Here is an 18,127-nt window from a genome sequence, read left to right on the forward strand (position 1 = left end):
AAGGCTGACTCTGGACACTCGTCATGCCCCGGAGTGTAACCAGTGGCGCAGCCCGGCGGAATTCCAGTGGGGGCTACCGACCAGTACCCTTATTGACTACTTGCCAGCAGAAAACCGCTGGTGAAGTGCCACAACGTCACCTATCGGCCATGCCCGTGAGGACCCGATCCAGGGCATCCACCGCCCGCTCGAGCTCGTCGGCGGTGACCGTCAGCGGCGGCCGGAACCGGATGCCGCGCTCACCGGTTCCGAGGAACAGTACCCGTTCGCGCTGCCGCAGATCGGCCAGGACGGCATCGCGTAGCTCGGCGGATTCCAGCGTCACCGCGCACATCAGGCCACGACCGCGCGGATCGGTCAGCCGCTCGTGCCGGTCGGCGAGCGCGCGCAGCCGGTCGAGCAACAGGGCGCCCAGCTCCTTCGCGCGGGCGGCCAGGTCTTCGGCCTCGACCACCTCGAGGATGCGCCGCGCCCGCACCATATCGACGAGGTTGCCGCCCCAGGTGGAATTGATCCGCGAACTCACCGCGAACACGTTGTCGGGCACCTCGTCGACGCGCCCGCCGGCCATGATCCCGCAGACCTGCGTCTTCTTCCCGAACGCGACCACATCGGGCCGCAGGCCGAACTGCTGGTAGGCCCAGGTCGAGCCGGTCATCGCCACACCGGTCTGCACCTCGTCGACGAGGAACAGCGCGTCGTGCTCGTGGCACAGATCCTGCATGTGGCGGAGAAATTCCGGTCGCATATGCCGGTCGCCACCCTCGCCCTGTATCGGCTCGGCGATGAAACACGCGATGTCGTGCGGATTTTCGACGAACGCGGCCCGGGCCTGCGCCACCGCACGCTGCTCGGCGGCCTCGATATCGACGCCGGGACGCAGGTAGGGGGTCTCGATGCGCGGCCAGTCGAAGGTGGGGAATCGTTCGGTCTTGATCGGGTCGGTGTTGGTCAGCGACAGGGTGTAGCCGGAGCGGCCGTGGAAGGCGCCGGTCAGGTGCAGCACCTTCGTGCCGAGGTCGGCCGGGCGGCCGTGTATCGCGTTGTGGCGGCTCTTCCAGTCGAACGCCACCTTCAGCGCGTTCTCGACCGCCAGCGCGCCGCCGTCGATGAAGAACAGATGCGGCAGTGCCGGATCGCCGAGGACCCGCGCGAAGGTGTCGACGAAGCGCGCCATCGCGACCGTATAGACATCGGAATTACTGGGCTTGTTCAGCGCCGCCCTGGTGAGTTCGGCGCGAAAGCGGGCGTTCGCCGCCAGCGCCGGATGGTTCATCCCCAGCGCGGAGGAGGCGAAGAAGCCGAACATATCCAGATAGACGGTGCCGTCGCGGGCGTCGACCAGCTCGCGTCCCCGCGATCTGCGCAGGTCCAGGACCAGATCGAAACCGTCGGCGAGCATATGGGCGGACAGGATGTCGTGTACGCGCGAGGCGGTGACCGACGCCGGGTTCGTGACCTCCGCGTCAGCCGTTCCGGGGCGCTCCAGTTCGAGGGTCACACCCACAGGATACGAAAATATTTACGGTTTCACTACGAACAAACGGATAAATTACGATCAGGTCTCATCTGTCATAGAATGTCTGCAGAATGATGGTGCTTCGGGTGCGGACATTGGCGGTGGCGCGGATCTCCTGCAGCAACTGTTCGAGATGCCGGGGCGAGGCCACCCGGACGAGCAGCATGTAGCTCTCCTCCCCCGCCACCGAATGACATTCCTCGATGCCGGGGATGTGCTGCAGCAGGGCCGGAGCATCGTCGGGCTGTGACGGATCGAGAGGAGTGATCGCGACGTATGCCGACAGCAGTTGTCCCAGCGCCTCCGGATCGACCTTCGCGGAATATCCGCGGATCACGCCGCGCGCCTCGAGCCGGCGCACCCGCGACTGCACCGCGGACACCGACAGACTGGCCTTCTCGGCGAGATTGGACAGTGTGGCCCGGCCGTCGGCCATCAATTCGCGGATCAGGAGCCGATCGATATCGTCGAGAACAGGTTTCGCAGGTGCATCCGCCATCAGCGAAGGCTAACCCAGCGGGCGGTGGCCGGGGCCGGAAACGATCTCCCACCGGTGTGAAGTCCCTCGTCAACCGATTTCGGATACGGAGCCGCAGATGACATCCGCACCTGTTCTGCCCACCACCGACGAACTGCGTGACCGGGCCGCGCGCCTGCTGCTCGAACTCGGCGTCGACCCGCTCGACTCGGGCGACCTACCGGCCCGCACACCGATCACCGGCGGTGAGCTGATGCGTGTCCCGGCCACCTCCGCATTCGAGGTGACCTGCGCGATCGACAAGGCGCACAGCGCTTTTCGCACGTGGCGCACCGCCCCCGCGCCGCAACGCGCCGCGGTGGTGCGGCGGCTGGGACAACTACTGACCGAAAACCTCGACGCGCTGGCCGAACTCGTCACCCTGGAGGCAGGCAAGATCGGCGCCGAGGCCCGCGGCGAGGTCCAGGAGATGATCGACGTCTGCGAATTCGCCGTCGGTCTGTCCCGCCAGCTCTACGGCCGCACCATGGCCTCCGAGCGGCCCGGGCATCGGCTCATGGAGACGTGGCATCCGCTCGGTGTGGTCGGGGTGATCTCGGCGTTCAACTTCCCGGTCGCGGTTTGGTCGTGGAATACCGCGATCGCACTGGTCTGCGGCGACACGGTGGTGTGGAAACCCTCGCAGACGACGCCGCTGACCGCGCTGGCCTGCGATGCGCTGCTGCGTCGCGCGGCCCTCGACGTCGGCGCCGACCCGCAGATCCACCAGCTGATCCAGGGCGGCGCGGATGTCGGCACCCAGCTCGTCGACGACGAGCGGGTGGCCCTGGTCAGCGCCACCGGATCGGTGCGGATGGGACAGGCTGTGGCGCCCAGGGTGGCGGCGCGCTTCGGGCGGTGCCTGCTCGAGCTGGGCGGCAACAACGCCGCGATCGTCACCCCGTCGGCGGATCTCGATCTCACCACGCGGGCCGTGGTTTTCGCCGCGGCGGGAACGGCCGGACAGCGGTGCACGACGCTGCGACGGGTCATCGCGCACGTGGATGTGGCCGGACCGCTGCTGGATCGGATGAGCGCGGCGTATCGCCAACTGCCCGTGGGTAATCCGTTCGACGACGCGGTATTGGTCGGACCGCTGATCGACGGCCGCGCCCACGCCGCGATGCGGGCGGCGATCGACCGTGCGCTGGCCGACGGCGGTGAATTGATCTGCGGCGGTGAGCGGGTCGAGGTCGGCGGCGGCGACTCCTACTATGTGCGCCCGGCGATCGTCCGGATGCCCGCCCAGACCGCGATCGTGCGCGAGGAGACCTTCGCGCCGATTCTCTACGTGCTCACCTACCACGATCTCGACTCCGCGATCGCCCTGCACAACGGTGTGCCGCAGGGGCTTTCGTCGGCCATCTTCACCGGGGACCAGCGTGAGGCGGAACGGTTCCTCGCCGCCGACGGCTCCGATTGCGGCATCGCCAATGTGAACATCGGCACCTCGGGCGCGGAGATCGGCGGTGCGTTCGGCGGGGAGAAACAGACCGGCGGCGGGCACGAATCGGGGTCCGACGCGTGGAAGGCGTATATGCGCCGCGCCACCAATACGGTCAACTACTCCACCGAACTGCCGCTGGCACAAGGCATTCGGTTCGGTTGAGCGCCTAGCGCTCCGGTTCGCGCCCGATGGCGCGGACCTGGTCCTCGTAGACGGCCCGCACCGCCGCATCGCCCGGATGCAGCGCCCGGTCGCCGTCGAAGAGGCCGCGCACCCTGCGCACGACCGATTCGGGCGCGGCCGCCAGCGCGATGTCGATCGGGTCGAGGTACTGCGGCACCGCCACCTCGGCTCGGCGGGAGCGGCAGGTCTTGACGATCGCGGTGGCGACGTCGACCGGATCGACCGTGGGCAGCCCGCGGCCCAGGGTCAGCCCCGAAGACAGCCGCGTGCGCACCGCTGCGGGCAGCACACAGCTCACGCTGACCCCCGATTCGGCGAATTCCAGCCGGGTCGCGGCCGAGAGTCCGACGGCGGCGAACTTGCTCGCGTTGTACACCGCCAGGCCGGGCAGCGGGATTTTTCCGGCCAGCGAGGCGACGTTGACGATATGACCGCGGCCGCGATCGATCATCGCCGGCGCGACGGCCCGCATACCGTGGATGAGTCCCCAGACGTTCACATCGATCGTGGTGTGCCCCACCGCATCCGGTTCGCTGAGGAACGGGCCGGCCGGCATCACTCCGGCGTTGTTCACCAGGATGTCGATCCGGCCCAGATCGGCGACGACCTCGTCCCACCGCTCCCGGTCGCGCACGTCGAGTTCGACGGGGCGGGCACCGAGGGCGGCCGCCGCGTCGGCGGCGGCCGCGCCGTCCACATCGGCGAGGACGACCTCGGATCCGTTGTGCGCGAACAATTCCGCGGTGGCCCGGCCGATGCCGCGCCCGGCGCCGGTGACGAGGACGCGGGCAGCGGCGAGGTCGATCGGCGGATAGCCGTTCCCGAACAGGTTCATGCGAATTCACTCCGTTCCATGGCGCGGCGGGTGCTGCGCAGACTGTGTTCGAAGGTCTCGCCGCGGCGGCGGCCGTCCATGAAATTCGGGCCCATCACCGCCAGGTCGGCGGCGGTCACCGCCAGCCGCAGTACGCGGGTTCCGGTCGCGCGCACGGCGGCGATCTCGGAGTCCAGTTGCGCGCTCATCGGCCTGCGGAGCTGACGCTCGAGCCAGTGCCCGGGCCCGCCCGCGGGCACCGACCGGGCCGAGGCCATCGGGGTCAGCACCACCAGTTCGTCCAGATGCAGCGGCAGCAGCAGATCCACCGAGGCGGTGGAGGCGGCACCGCCGTCGACGAACCGCCGGCCCGCGATCGGCACGGGCGGGAACCAGCCCGGAACCGCCCATGAGGCCCGCAGCGCCTGGCCGACCGTCGCGACCGGCGCCTCCGGTGCGCCGAAGGCGACCCGCTCGCCGGAGTCGTAGTCCATCGCGACCAGCCACGCGGCCGGATGGGCGAACCAGTCCCGATCGTGGTTCAGGTCGGTGGCCAGGCGCTGCAACCAGCTCGCGTCGCCGCCGCCGACCGGCAGCAGCCGACTGCCCGCGCTCAGCAGCGCTTGCCGGGAACGGTTGCCGTGCAACGTCATTCGCGGTGCGCCGAGGCGGGGGCGGGGCAGCGGCGGGAAGCGGCCCGGTTCGTCGGCCATGTGCCGGACCAGGATCGGATCGGCGACGGTGCCGCGCTGCATGGCCACCAGATCGTCGACGGAGATCCCCGAGGCGAGCATCGTCACCATCTCCGCACCGGCGGAGGTGCCGATCAGCGCGTCGGCCTCGCGCGGATCCCACTGCAGCACATCTCGCACCGCGGCAAGCGCCGCCACGATCCAGGCCGCCCCGACGGTGCCGCCGCATCCGATCGCCAGGCCACGTCGCTGTAACCCGTTACTGTTACGCATAGTCTCAAACACTAGCGGGCGGGCGGCGCGAGACGAGGCCGGGTTCGGCGGATCGCAACCGTTCGGCAATGAACGCGCCGGCTACCGCCACGGCATGTACTGCAAACTCCAGGTATTGCCGTCGGGGTCGGCGAAATGGGCGTACAGCACGCCCCCGCCGACATCGTCGACCTCACCCACGGCGACACCGCGCGCGAGGAGGTCCGCGCGGGCAGCCTCGATATCGGCCACCACGAGATGCAGTCCACGCAGGGAACCCGCCGCGCCCGCCGCGGTGGGGACGCCTTCGGACAGCAGGATCGAACACGCCGAACCGGGCGGGGTCAGCTGCGCGATTCGCACACCCGGGGCGGGAGTCACGTCGACATCGAGATGAAATCCCACCCGATCGCGATAGAACTCGATTCCCCGATCGATATCGCGCACCGGGACCGGCACCAGTTCCAGCAGCAGCGTGCCGGGCGGGACCGGGGGGTTGTCCGGGTCGTTCGTGACCTGGGCGGGATCGGCCGGAATCTCGGTCACAGTGTCGGGGCGCTCGCTCATGGTCGGTCCCATCGTCGGTATCCACCGCATTCGCGGCCAGCCTATCGGGGCGAGCCGTGGACCGGCGCCGATCCGGCGACCTCATCCGGCGGGGTCCGGTCCGGGAAACACCCCGCACACATCGCCGGCGGGACTCGATGTCGGTGCCCGGGTGCAGACTGAACCCATGCAGCAGTTCTCCCGGCCGACCCAGGAGTGGTTCGACGGTGCGTTCCCCGCGCCCACAACCGCCCAGCTGGGGGCCTGGGAGGCGATCTCCGCCGGAGAACACACCTTGGTGATCGCGCCGACCGGGTCGGGCAAGACGCTGTCGGCCTTCCTGTGGGCGATCGACCGGCTCGCCACCCGCGAACCCACGGACGGCCCGCAGCGCACCGCCGTGCTCTACATCTCCCCGCTCAAGGCGCTGGCGGTCGACGTCGAGCGCAATCTGCGCGCCCCCCTGGTGGGCATCACCCGCACGGCCGCCCGGCTCGGTATGCCCGCCCCGGAGATCAGCGTCGGCGTACGTTCCGGCGACACCACCCCGGCCGACCGGCGGACACTGCAGCGCAGGCCGCCCGACATCCTGATCACGACGCCGGAATCGCTGTACCTGATGCTCACCTCGGCGGCGCGCGAGACGTTGTCACAGGTCGGCACCGTGATCGTCGACGAGGTGCACGCCATCGCCGGTTCCAAGCGCGGGGCGCATCTGGCCCTGTCGCTGGCCCGGCTCGACCAGCTCACCGAGCAACCCGCCCAGCGCATCGGGTTGTCGGCCACCGTCCGGCCGCCGCAGGAGGTGGGGCGCTTCCTGGTCGGCTCGGCGCCGATCACGATCGTGTCGCCACCTGCGCCGAAAACATTCGACCTGTCGGTGCGGGTGCCGGTGGCGGATATGACCGAGCCGGGCGAATCCGATCAGCCGGGTTCGATCTGGCCGCATGTGGATGCCGCGATCGTGGATCTGGTACTGGCGCATCGTTCGTCGATCGTGTTCGCGAATTCGCGGCGGCTGGCCGAACGCCTGACAGCGCGGCTCAACGAGGAATACGCCGAGCGCATCGCCGAACCGGACGAGGCGCAGGAGGTCGCGGGACACCGCGAGCACGCGCCGCCCGCCCAACTCGGGTCACCGACCGAGGTCAATCATGGGGCGGCGCCGTTGCTGGCGCGGGCCCATCACGGTTCGGTGAGCAAGGAACAGCGCGCCATCATCGAGGACGACCTCAAGAGCGGCCGGTTGCGGTGCGTGGTGGCGACCAGCAGCCTCGAACTCGGTATCGACATGGGTGCGGTGGATCTGGTGGTGCAGGTCGAGGCGCCGCCGTCGGTCGCCGGCGGGCTGCAGCGGGTCGGTCGCGCCGGACATCAGGTGGGTGAGATCTCGCGCGGGGTGATCTTCCCCAAACACCGCACCGACGTGATCCACTGCGCGGTGGCGTCGATGCGGATGACGGCGGGACAGATCGAGGAGCTGAAGATCCCCGCTCATCCCCTCGACATCCTGGCCCAGCAGACCGTGGCCGCCTGCGCCCTGGAACCGATCGATGTCGACGAGTGGTTCGAAACCGTCAGAGGGACAGGAAGTTTCGCACTTCTGCCGCGCTCGGCGTACGAATCGGTGCTGGATCTGCTGTCGGGCCGCTACCCCTCCGACGAATTCGCCGAACTGCGTCCGCGCCTGGTGTGGGACCGCGATGCGGGCACGCTGACCGGACGTCCCGGCGCGCAACGCCTCGCGGTCACCTCCGGCGGCGCCATTCCCGACCGCGGGCTGTTCCCGGTGTTCATGGTCGGCGAAAAGGCCTCGCGGGTCGGTGAACTCGACGAGGAGATGGTCTACGAATCGCGGGTGGGCGATGTGTTCGCCCTCGGCGCGACCAGCTGGCGCATCGAGGACATCACCCACGACCGGGTTCTCGTCTCCCCCGCCTTCGGTCTGCCCGGCCGGCTTCCCTTCTGGCACGGCGACTCCCTCGGTCGCCCGGCCGAATTGGGCGCGGCGCTGGGCGAATTCGTCCGCACGGCCGGTCAGGCCGTCGAGCGCGCCCCGGCCGGGCGGATCGAGGAACTCGTGCGCGATGCGGGCGGCTTCGGTTCGGAGTTCGACGGTGAGGCCCTCGACTCCGGCGGGCCGGTGACGCGCGGCGGCGGACAGCGGCAGTCGCGCCGGGCAGTGCGGGACAACGCCGATTCGATCGACGACGAGCAGCCGCGTACCTCGGCGGCGCCGTCGGAAAGCCCTGCGCGACAACGCCGGTCGCCCGCGGACCCCAGCGGGAACGGCGCCACCCGGCGCACGCCCTCCCGCGCCCGCGCGGGAGCCACGGGCTCCACGCCCGGTAAGAAGGGCGGCGAACTGGTCGAACTCGAACAGCTCGTTCATGCGGCCGGCCTGGACGATTTCGCGTCGGCGAATCTGGTCGCACTGCTGGCCGAACAGCGGCAGGCCACCGGCCATCTGCCGACCGACCGCACCCTGCTGGTCGAACGCTTTCGCGACGAGCTCGGTGATTGGCGGCTGATCCTGCACTCGCCCTTCGGATTACCGGTGCATGCGCCGTGGGCGCTCGCGGTGGGTGCGCGGTTGCGGGAGCGGTTCGGGGTCGACGCCGCGCCGACCGCCTCCGACGACGGCATCGTGGTGCGACTGCCCGATACCACCGACGATCCGCCGGGCGCGGAACTGTTCGTCTTCGAACCGGACGAGATCGACGACGTAGTGACCGAGCAGGTGGGCGGGTCGGCGCTGTTCGCCTCCCGCTTCCGCGAATGCGCGGCGCGGGCACTGCTGTTGCCGCGCCGGGACCCCGGCCGCCGTGCGCCACTGTGGCAGCAGCGCCAGCGCGCGGCCCAATTGCTCGATGTGGCAAGGAAATTCCCGGATTTCCCGATCCTGCTGGAAACGGTGCGCGAATGCCTGCGTGACGTCTACGATCTGCCCGCCCTGCGCGATCTGCTGACGAATGTGGCGCGGCGCAAACTGCGACTGGTCGAGGTCGAGACGGCCTCCCCCTCACCGTTCGCCAATGCGTTGCTGTTCGACTACATCGGCCAGTTCATGTACGAGGGCGACAGTCCGCTGGCCGAACGCCGCGCGGCCGCGCTGTCGCTGGATTCGGGCCTGCTCGCCGAACTGCTGGGCCGGGTGGAACTGCGCGAACTCCTCGACGCCGCGGTCCTCGAACTGACCGAACGCGAACTGCAACGGCTCACCCCCGAACGCCATGCCCGCGACGCGGAAGGGCTCGCCGACCTGCTGCGGCTGCTCGGCCCCCTCACCCCGGCCGAGGCGGCCGAGCGCTGCACCGCGGACCCGGGCCCGTGGTTCGCCGAATTGCTGCAGGCCAAGCGGGTTCTGGAGGTGTCGTTCGCGGGATCGCGGTGGTGGACGGCGATCGAAGACGCCGCCCGGTTGCGCGATGCCCTCGGCGTCCCCCTGCCGATCGGCACGCCGGCGGCCTTCATCGAGCCGGTCGCCGATCCGCTGGGCGATCTGGTCGCCCGCTACGCCCGCACCCATGCCCCGTTCACCCTCGACGCGGTTGCCCGGCGCTTCGGGATCGGGCCGGCCGTCGCGGCAACCGCGCTGCATCGGCTCGGAGCCGAGAAGCGAGTGGTGGAGGGCGAATTCACGCCGGGTTCGGCCGGTGCGGAATGGTGCGACGCACAGGTGTTGCGCCGGCTGCGCCGCCGGTCGCTGGCCGCCGCGCGCAAGGAGGTCGAGCCGGTCTCCACGGGAGCGTTCGGACGATTCCTGCCGGCGTGGCAGCATATCGGTACCTCGACACTGCGCGGCGTGGACGGGGTGGCCGCGGTGGTGGAACAGCTTGCGGGCGTGCCGATTCCGGCTTCCGCATGGGAGTCGCTCATCCTGCCGTCACGAGTGCGCGACTACACACCGGCGATGCTCGACGAACTCACCGCCTCCGGTGAGGTGCTGTGGTCCGGTCACGGCGCCATCACCGCCAAGGACGGCTGGATCGCCCTGCATCCGGCGGATCAGGCGCCGGTCACGCTGGGGCCGCCGCAGGAGATCGACTTCACCGACGTGCAGCTGCGGCTGCTGACGGCGTTGGGCGCGGAGATGACCGCGGCGGCCACCGACGCGATTCCGCTCGACGCCGACGGCACGGTCGCTACCGAATCGGGCGCCTCCGGCGGCAACCGGCTCGTCGTGGTGGCGGGCGGCGCCTATTTCTTCCGGCAGTTGTCCGACGCGACCGGTGTACTCGACGACGCGGCCGTGGCGGCGGCACTGTGGGAGCTGGTGTGGGCCGGATATCTGTCCGGCGACACCTTCGCTCCGGTCCGTGCGCGGCTGTCCGGCACCACCCGCAGCACCACCGCCCATCGCACCCCGCGACGCACCCCGCGCGGACGCATGTACCTTCCGCGACCGGCGATGCCGACCCGGACCGGCCCTCCCGCCGTGGCCGGGCGATGGTCGCTGCTGCCCCAGCGCCTGCCGGACAACACCATTCGCGCCCACGCCACCGCGGATCTGCTGCTGGAGCGCTACGGCGTGCTGACCCGCGGTTCGGTGCAGAACGAGGAGATTCCGGGCGGGTTCGCGCTGATGTACCGGGTGCTCACCGAATTCGAGGATCGCGGGCGCTGTCGGCGCGGCTATTTCGTCGACACCCTCGGCGGTGCGCAGTTCTCCACCACCGACGTGGTGGATCGGCTGCGCTCCTACGATTCCGACCGGCCGGGCGCCGGCGCTGTCGGCGCGCTCGCGCTCGCCGCCTGCGATCCGGCCAATCCGTACGGCGCCGCCCTGCCGTGGCCGAAGAATGCGGGGGAGGGAGCCGGACATCGCCCGGGCCGCAAGGCGGGGGCTCTGGTCGTCCTGGCCGCGGGCGAACTGGCCCTGTACCTGGAACGGGGCGGCAAGACACTGCTCACCTTCACCGAGGACCCCGAAATCCGGACCGAGGCCGCGGCCGCGCTGGCGGCCCTGGTCCACGACCGCCGGATCGACTCGCTGGTCGTCGAACGCGTCGATGGGGAGTCGGTGCACGGCAACACCTTCGCCACCTTCCTCACCGACGCCGGTTTCCACACCACTCCCCGGGGCTTCCGGCTACGGAGCACAGCATGAGACCGGCGCGCATCGCCCGACGGCACCGGTGGTGAACGCCGATGCCGGAAGGAGATACCGTCTATCTCGCGGCGGCGCGGCTGCGTTCCGCGCTGGCGGGAAAGATACTGACGCGCAGTGATTTTCGCGTGCCGCGCTACGCCACGCTCGATCTGCGCGGCAGCCGGGTCGACAGCGTCGGCAGTTACGGCAAACACCTGTTCGTGCGGACCGAGACGCTCAGCATCCACACCCATCTGAAGATGGAGGGCACCTGGCGGATCTACCGCCCCGGGCAGCGGTGGACCAAACCGGGATTCACCGCGAGACTGATTCTCGCCACCGCCGACACCGAAGCCGTCGGGTTCTCTCTCGGCCTGGTCGAGGTGCTGCGCCTCGCCGACGAGCACACCGCCGTCGACCATCTCGGCCCGGATCTGCTGGGCCCGAATTGGGATGCGGCCGAGGCGGTCCGCCGGCTGCGCACGGATCCGGAGCGGCCGATCGGGCTCGCGCTGCTCGATCAGACGACCATGGCCGGAGTCGGAAACATCTTCCGCAGCGAGATCTGTTTCGCCGAGCGGGTCCACCCGGCCACCCCGGTCGCCGCCGTACCCGACCTTCCCGGACTCGTCGACGCCGCGCACCGCATCCTCGGCCGAGCCGCGCACCATCCGCCCCGGCCCGCGGTGGTCTACGGCCGGCAGCGCCAACCTTGCCCCCGTTGCGGATCGATGATTCTCGTCCGCATGCTCGGCTCCGATGCCACATCCGCCTCCGCCCCCGCCACCGAACGCGGGATCTACTTCTGTCCGCGCTGTCAGCCCGCACCCGAGACGCCGGAGCCGAGGACCGCAGGCAGGACTCGCGGCTGACCGGTCACGAGCCGTGATGTTTGCCGTTCGATAGCTATATTTCTTTCGGCCGCTAACACTTCGGAGCGTGAATGCGACATAAGGGCGACACAGATCGTCACCGGTCGGGAAGCAGGGCAGATGACATATGCGAGCACCGCGATGCGTCGTAGCACACGGCTTGTCACCCAGCTGCTGATCACGGCTATCGCCATCGCCGCCACCGTCCTGTTCACCTATGCGCTGCAGCACTCGGTGAGTACGGGCCCCGCCCATTCCGGTCACACCTCGGCGCCCACGTCGACCGCTCCCTAGCCGCCCGCGTAGGGGCTATGCCTGGGGCAGCGGCACCGGCTCCAGGATCTCCGGACGAGGTTCCGGCGCGGCGGCGCGCAGTGCGTCGGCCGACACGTCGTCGGGTTGGGTCTGGGATCGGATCTCGGCGTCGACCCGGGCGTTGTACGTACTCACCTCGCGCCGGATCTGCTCCTCGTCCCAGCCCAGCACCGGCGCCACCAGGCGCGCCACCTCGTCGGCGCATTCGGTGCCCCGATGGGAGAACTCGATGGAGATCCGGGTGCGCCGGGCCAGGATGTCGTCCAGATGCAGCGCGCCCTCGGCGACCGCCGCGTAGACGGCCTCCACCCGCAGATATCCGGGCGCGTCCGTAATCGGCTGCAGCAGTTCGGGTTTTCCCTCGGCCAGATCGAGGACGTCGGTGATCAGGGAGCCGTACCGGTTGAGCAGATGTTCGATCCGGTAGGGATGCACACCGTAGGTCTGTGCCAGCTGCGGCGTCTGGTTGAGCAGGGCGAAGTAGCCGTCCGCACCGAGCAACGGCACCTTGTCGGTGATCGAGGACGACACCCGCTGCGGAATCTCGTGGACGGCCAGATCCACCGCGTCGTAGGCCATCACCCGGTAGGTGGTGTATTTACCACCCGCGATGGCGACCAGCCCCGGAGCGATCCGCGCCACCGCATGCTCGCGCGACAGCTTGGAGGTCTCGTCGCTCTCCCCGGCCAGCAGCGGCCGCAGCCCGGCGTACACCCCCTGGATGTCGTCATGGGTGAGCGGGGTGACCAGTACCTCGTTGATCCGTTCGAGCAGATAGTCGATATCGGCCTTGGTGGCGGCCGGATGGGCCAGATCCAGATTCCAGTCGGTGTCGGTCGTGCCGATGATCCAGTGATTGCTCCCCCACGGAATCACGAACAGCACCGAAGTCTGGGTGCGCAGAATCAGCGCGGCGTCACTGGCGATCCGATCGCGGGGGACCACGATATGCACGCCTTTGGACGCGCGCACATGGAATCGGCCGCGAACATGCGACAGCGCCTGCAGTTCATCGGTCCATACGCCCGTCGCATTGATCACCACATGGCCGCGGACCTCGGTCGTGCGCCCGTCCTCACTGTCGCGCACCTTCACTCCGACCACCCGGTCGGCTTCCCGCAGGAAGTCCACGACCTGGGTCGAGGTGCGGATCACCGCACCGTAGTGGGCGGCGGTGCGGGCGACCGTCATGGTGTGGCGGGCGTCGTCGACCACGGTGTCGTAGTAGGTGACACCGCCGATCAGGGCGTCCCGGCGCACGCCCGGCGCCAGTCGCAGCGCTCCCGAGCGGGTCACATGATGTTGGCCCGGAACGGATTTCGCTCCGCCCATGGTGTCGTAGAGCACCAGGCCCGAGGCGACGTAGGGCCGCTCCCAGCCGCGATGGGTCAGCGGGTAGAGGAACCGCAGCGGTTTCACCAGATGCGGGGCCAACGTCTTCAGGCTCAGCTCACGTTCCCGCAGCGCCTCGCGGACCAGCCCGAATTCCAGCTGTTCGAGGTAGCGCAGACCGCCGTGGAACATCTTCGACGAACGGCTCGAGGTGCCCGAGGCCAGATCGCGCGCCTCCACCAGGGCCACCTCGAGGCCCCGGGTGGCGGCATCGAGGGCGATGCCCGCGCCCACGACCCCGCCACCGATCACGATGACGTCGAAATGCTTGGCGCCCAAGCTTTCCCAGGTGGCCGCGCGCTGCGCGGGCCCCAGTTCGCCGGTGTGCTGACCGTGTGACTTCTCGTTCATCGCTCGACTTCCTCCGCACTGTTCGGTGGGATCGTCCTGCGTTACCCGTCGGTAATCGCTACCACCCTAGTCCACCGCCGGGCGTGCGGCGATGTGATGCGCGGCGCGTGCGAGGTTTAGTAGCCTGCACGGATGCGACGCTTCGTGGCCGCCATCGACCAGGGGACAACCTCGAGCCGGTGCATCGTGTTCGACCGCTCCGGCCGCATCGCCGGCCTCGGGCAGCGCGAGCACGAACAGCTGTTCCCGCGGCCGGGCTGGGTCGAGCACGATGCCGAAACCATCTGGCGCAATACCGAATTCGTGATCGGTGCCGCGCTCGAGGATGCCGGGATCGGCGCCGGCGACATCGCCGCGGTCGGGGTCACCAATCAGCGCGAAACCACCGTGGTCTGGGACCGTGCCACCGGCAAGCCGGTCGCCAACGCCATCGTCTGGCAGGACACCCGCACCGCGGCGCTGTGCGACGAGCTGGCCGGCGACGTCGGCCCCGCGCGCTACGCCGACCGGACCGGACTGCCGCTGAGCACGTATTTCGCGGGCCCCAAGCTGCGCTGGATCCTCGACAACGTCGACGGTGTACGCGCCCGCGCGGAGGCCGGTGACCTGTGCTTCGGCACCATGGACAGCTGGATCCTGTGGAAGCTGACCGGCCGCCACCTCACCGACGTCACCAACGCCTCCCGCACGATGCTGATGAATCTCGAGACCTTGCAATGGGATTCGCAGATCTGCGCGGAGTTCGGCATCCCCGTCTCGATGCTGCCGCAGATCCACAGCTCCTCGGAGGTGTACGCCGAGATCTCCGCCGGCCCGCTCGCGGGGATCCCGGTGGCCGGCATCCTGGGCGATCAGCAGGCCGCGACGTTCGGGCAGGCCTGCCTCTCGCCGGGCGAGGCGAAGAACACCTATGGAACCGGCAACTTCATGCTGCTCAACACCGGCACCACGCCGGTGTTCAGCAAGCACGGTCTGCTGACCACCGTGTGCTACCGGCTCGGCGACCAGCCGGCGGTGTACGCGCTGGAGGGTTCCATCGCGGTGACCGGATCCCTGGTGCAGTGGTTGCGCGACAACCTCGGCATCGTCGAATCCGCGGCGGAGATCGAACCGCTGGCCCGCAGCGTCGACGACAACGGCGGCACCTATATCGTTCCCGCCTTCTCCGGTCTGTTCGCACCGCGGTGGCGGCCGGACGCGCGCGGCGTGATCACCGGACTCACCCGCTTCGTCACGAAGGCGCATCTGGCCCGAGCGGTGTTGGAGGCCACCGCATTTCAGACTCGCGAGGTGATCGACGCGATGCGCGCCGACGCCGAGGCGGAAAATCTCGGCGTCGAATTGACCACCCTCAAGGTCGACGGCGGCATGGTCGCCAACGAACTGCTCATGCAATTCCAGGCCGACATCCTGGATGTGCCGGTGGTGCGGCCGGTGATCACCGAAACGACCGCGCTCGGCGCCGCCTACGCGGCCGGACTGGCGGTCGGTTACTGGTCCGGCACCGACGACATCCGCGCCAACTGGTCCGAGGACAAGGTGTGGCAGCCGACGATGTCCGACGCCGACCGCGATCACCTCTACGGCGAATGGAACAAGGCCGTCGAACGCACCTACGGGTGGGCGCAGTAGATTCGCCCGCGCTACTGCGCCGCGTCGACCGCGCGGCCCAGCCGATCGACCGCGTCGGTGAGCACGGCCGCGTCCGACGTGGTGAAACACATGCGCATCGAGCCGCGGTAGGGCTGCGAGACCGCGAACGCGGAGCCCGGGACGTAGGCCACGCCGTGGTCGATCGCGTGCGGCAGCAGTTCGACGGTATCGGTGCCGTCGGTGAAATCGAGCCACACGAACATGCCGCCGGCGGCGTCGGTACTCACCACCCGGTCGCCGAAACGGGCGCGGACCGCGCTCACCAGGGCGGTGGCGCGTTCGCCGTAGATGCCGCGCACCTTGTCCAGGTGGGCGCCCAGCCACGGCTCGTCGGCCAGCAGGTCGGCGGCGATCTGCTGGGTGAGCGCCGAACCACACAGATCGGCGCCCTGCTTGAGCAGTTCCACGCCGCGGCACACTTCGTTCGGGGCGATCATCCAGCCCACCCGTAGTGTCGGCGCCAGGATCTTCGAGGCACTCGACAGCCGAATCACGTTGGGCGAGTACGTGGCAACGGCCTGCGGCGCGGGGCGGTCGAACCACAGCTCGCCGTACGGATCGTCCTCGACCACCCAGAAGCCGTACCGTTCGGCCAGCGCCGCCAGTTCGCGCCGGCGCTGCGGGCTCAGCGTCACACCGCGCGGATTGTGGAAATTACTCACCGTATGCACCAACGCCGGGCGCTCGCCGCGTTCGAGCAACTCGGCCAGCGCGTCGACACGCATACCGTCGGCATCCAGCGGAATGGCCACGATCCGCGCCCCCGCCGCGCGGAACACCTGCAACGCGCCGACATAGGCCGGGTCCTCGACCACCACGAGAGCGCCCGGATCGAGAAGCACCTCACCCAGCAGCGACAAGGCCTGCTGCGAACCGTGCGTGACGAAGATCTCCTCCAGCGGCACGGGCCGGCCGAGCCGCACCGACTCCCGGGAGGCGAGCACCTCGCGCAGCGGCCCCCAGCCCGCGGACTCGGTGTACTGCAACCGGGACGGGTCGGCCAGCGCCGACTCCGCGGCGCGGGCGATGGCATCGCGCGGCATCAACTGTTCGTCGGGCAGGCCCCCGGCCAGGCTGACGATATCCGGCCGGGCGGTCAGCTTGAGCAGATCGCGGATCGCCGAACTCTGCAGACCGTCCAGCCGACGGGACAGGGGTGGAGTATGCGGCGACATGGAGACCTCCGGACGAAAGGGTGGTACCTCCACTTTCGCACAGCGACATCCACAATATGAACTCAGATTCTCATATTGTGAGATTTAGAACGACTGAATCAGCTGGATGAGATTCCGGCCTCCCTGATTCACGGTCGTGATGACTTCCAGATACAGCGACTTCGTACCGTCGGGGTGGAACTCCGAGACCTCGACGTTGAACTGATTGGGCGCGGTCGTCGCGATCCGCAGGCAGTACGTCGTGCCCTTCGGGATGTGCTCGTCGATGGTCTTCTGCAGGTCCGGCGGGGCCTGCACATTCGCGCCGGGGGCGATGAAGGTGTGCGCTTTCTCGGCATTGCGATCCGTGTAGTACGCGTGCTGATAGCCGAAGATCGCGTTCGCACCGCTCGAGGTGTCGCCGGGCCCGTTGCCGTAGATCAGACTGCCCTCGGTGCGGGCCCGGCAGCCGGTGCCGTCGGCCGCATTGGTCGCCCCGCCGGCCTGGGCGTTGTCGGACTTGTCGCCACCACCACTCGTGGCGAAGACGACGACCACGATCAACGCCACGAGCAGCACGACGGCCGCGCCGATGCCGCCGATCAGCACCGTCTTGTTGCGGCCGGTCTCGACGGGTTCCGGCCCGGGCACCGGCCGCGAGGGCGCGAGCTTCTTGGCCAGCTCGTCGTCGTCCCACAGCGAGCCCGAACCCGATTTCTGCTCGGCGCCGCCGCGCGGGACCGTGAGCTTCTTCGCGAGTTCGTCGTCGTCCCACAGGGATCCCTTGGTTTCCCGCGGCGGAGTGGGCGGGAACCCGGAATCGTCTGCGCGCCACCAGGATCCACGGTCCGCCTCGGCACCGCCGGCGTCCGGGTACCGCACCGTCTCCGGGGCGCGCGGGGGCTCGGGGATGCGGCGCGTCTCGGGCGCGGGCGGCCGAACGGTCTCCGGCGCCGGCGCCCGTACAGTCTCGGGCGCGGGCGCCCGCGTGGTGTCGGCCGGGCGCGGCGCCTCCGCCGCCGGATGGCGCACGGTTTCCGGCGCCGCGGACGAATCCGGCGCACGGTATTGCGGGGGTGGCGGCGGGACGGACGGCGTCGCAGGGGCGTCGGCGGGCTGCCAGCCCAATGTGGGACGTTCCGGTTCCCCGACCGGCGCCCAGCCGATCGCGCCCGTTTCACCCGTCGGCGGCCCGAAGTCGTTCAGCGGTGGTCCGAATCCGGAAACCGGCGGGCCGAATCCCGACTCGCCTTCGTCCCGGTCCTGATCGTCGCCGGAGCCCATCACCCGTTCCTTCCCCGAGACACACGCGTGGGGCGGTCGCGAAC

General features: G+C 69.5%; 12 protein-coding genes and 2 pseudogenes. 6 read left to right on the top strand and 8 right to left on the bottom strand.

Going from position 1 to position 18,127, the window contains the following annotated elements; all coding sequences use genetic code 11:
* Nucleotides 1–136: 136 nt before the first annotated feature.
* Both lat and NMI01S_RS00565 read right to left on the bottom strand, forming a co-directional pair.
* Complete coding sequence (lat, locus tag NMI01S_RS00560) at nt 137–1,501, bottom strand: L-lysine 6-transaminase (RefSeq protein WP_062994239.1); 1,365 nt, start codon at nt 1,499–1,501, stop codon at nt 137–139.
* Nucleotides 1,502–1,565: 64 nt separating this feature from the next.
* The gene (locus tag NMI01S_RS00565) at nt 1,566–2,018 is read right to left on the bottom strand and encodes an Lrp/AsnC family transcriptional regulator (protein WP_036498415.1); all 453 of its coding nucleotides are present in this window, start codon (nt 2,016–2,018) and stop codon (nt 1,566–1,568) included.
* A gap of 97 nt (nt 2,019–2,115) precedes the next feature.
* Between NMI01S_RS00565 and amaB the strand changes: the two genes are divergently transcribed.
* Nucleotides 2,116–3,645, top strand: a complete 1,530-nt coding sequence (gene amaB, locus NMI01S_RS00570; RefSeq protein WP_062994095.1) for an L-piperidine-6-carboxylate dehydrogenase — start codon at nt 2,116–2,118, stop codon at nt 3,643–3,645.
* Between the two features lie 4 nt (nt 3,646–3,649).
* On the opposite strand, the gene NMI01S_RS00575 is transcribed toward amaB, so the two are convergent.
* The 3 genes from NMI01S_RS00575 to NMI01S_RS00585 all read right to left on the bottom strand — a co-directional run bounded on the left by NMI01S_RS00575 (nt 3,650) and on the right by NMI01S_RS00585 (nt 5,991).
* A complete protein-coding gene (locus NMI01S_RS00575) occupies nt 3,650–4,501 on the bottom strand; it encodes an SDR family NAD(P)-dependent oxidoreductase (protein ID WP_062994096.1) in 852 nt (283 codons plus the stop codon).
* Nucleotides 4,498–5,445: a patatin-like phospholipase family protein gene (locus NMI01S_RS00580; RefSeq protein ID WP_062994097.1), complete on the bottom strand. Its 948-nt coding sequence runs from the start codon at nt 5,443–5,445 to the stop codon at nt 4,498–4,500. Before NMI01S_RS00580 ends, NMI01S_RS00575 begins: the two co-directional genes overlap by 4 nt.
* 81 nt (nt 5,446–5,526) lie before the next feature.
* Nucleotides 5,527–5,991, bottom strand: coding sequence for a VOC family protein (locus tag NMI01S_RS00585; RefSeq protein WP_084512075.1), 465 nt, complete (start codon nt 5,989–5,991; stop codon nt 5,527–5,529).
* Between the two features lie 166 nt (nt 5,992–6,157).
* On the opposite strand from NMI01S_RS00585, the pseudogene NMI01S_RS36505 reads away from it, so the two are divergent.
* From NMI01S_RS36505 to NMI01S_RS34630, 4 genes and pseudogenes are all read left to right on the top strand, one after another.
* Nucleotides 6,158–7,864, top strand: a pseudogene (locus NMI01S_RS36505) (DEAD/DEAH box helicase); the annotation flags it as partial.
* 501 nt (nt 7,865–8,365) lie between these two features.
* Nucleotides 8,366–11,080: pseudogene (locus tag NMI01S_RS36510) on the top strand (Lhr family ATP-dependent helicase); the annotation flags it as partial.
* Between the two features lie 41 nt (nt 11,081–11,121).
* Complete coding sequence (locus tag NMI01S_RS00595; protein ID WP_062994098.1) at nt 11,122–11,934, top strand: DNA-formamidopyrimidine glycosylase family protein; 813 nt, start codon at nt 11,122–11,124, stop codon at nt 11,932–11,934.
* A gap of 120 nt (nt 11,935–12,054) precedes the next feature.
* On the top strand, nt 12,055–12,228 hold the full coding sequence (locus NMI01S_RS34630; RefSeq protein ID WP_157125989.1) for a hypothetical protein: 174 nt from the start codon (nt 12,055–12,057) through the stop codon (nt 12,226–12,228).
* 15 nt (nt 12,229–12,243) lie between these two features.
* Here NMI01S_RS34630 and glpD read toward each other — a convergent pair whose 3' ends face one another.
* Entirely contained in the window at nt 12,244–13,992 is a 1,749-nt protein-coding gene (gene glpD, locus NMI01S_RS00600; RefSeq protein ID WP_062994099.1) for a glycerol-3-phosphate dehydrogenase, read from the bottom strand.
* 132 nt (nt 13,993–14,124) lie between these two features.
* Between glpD and glpK the strand changes: the two genes are divergently transcribed.
* Complete coding sequence (gene glpK, locus NMI01S_RS00605) at nt 14,125–15,624, top strand: glycerol kinase GlpK (RefSeq protein WP_062994100.1); 1,500 nt, start codon at nt 14,125–14,127, stop codon at nt 15,622–15,624.
* Between the two features lie 11 nt (nt 15,625–15,635).
* On the opposite strand, the gene NMI01S_RS00610 is transcribed toward glpK, so the two are convergent.
* Nucleotides 15,636–16,820: an aminotransferase-like domain-containing protein gene (locus NMI01S_RS00610; protein WP_062994101.1), complete on the bottom strand. Its 1,185-nt coding sequence runs from the start codon at nt 16,818–16,820 to the stop codon at nt 15,636–15,638.
* Between the two features lie 84 nt (nt 16,821–16,904).
* On the bottom strand, nt 16,905–18,083 hold the full coding sequence (locus tag NMI01S_RS00615; RefSeq protein ID WP_062994102.1) for a DUF8176 domain-containing protein: 1,179 nt from the start codon (nt 18,081–18,083) through the stop codon (nt 16,905–16,907).
* Between the last annotated feature and the right edge of the window lie 44 nt (nt 18,084–18,127).

The sequence above is a fragment of the Nocardia mikamii NBRC 108933 genome, assembly GCF_001613505.1.
GTDB classification, from domain to species: domain Bacteria; phylum Actinomycetota; class Actinomycetes; order Mycobacteriales; family Mycobacteriaceae; genus Nocardia; species Nocardia mikamii.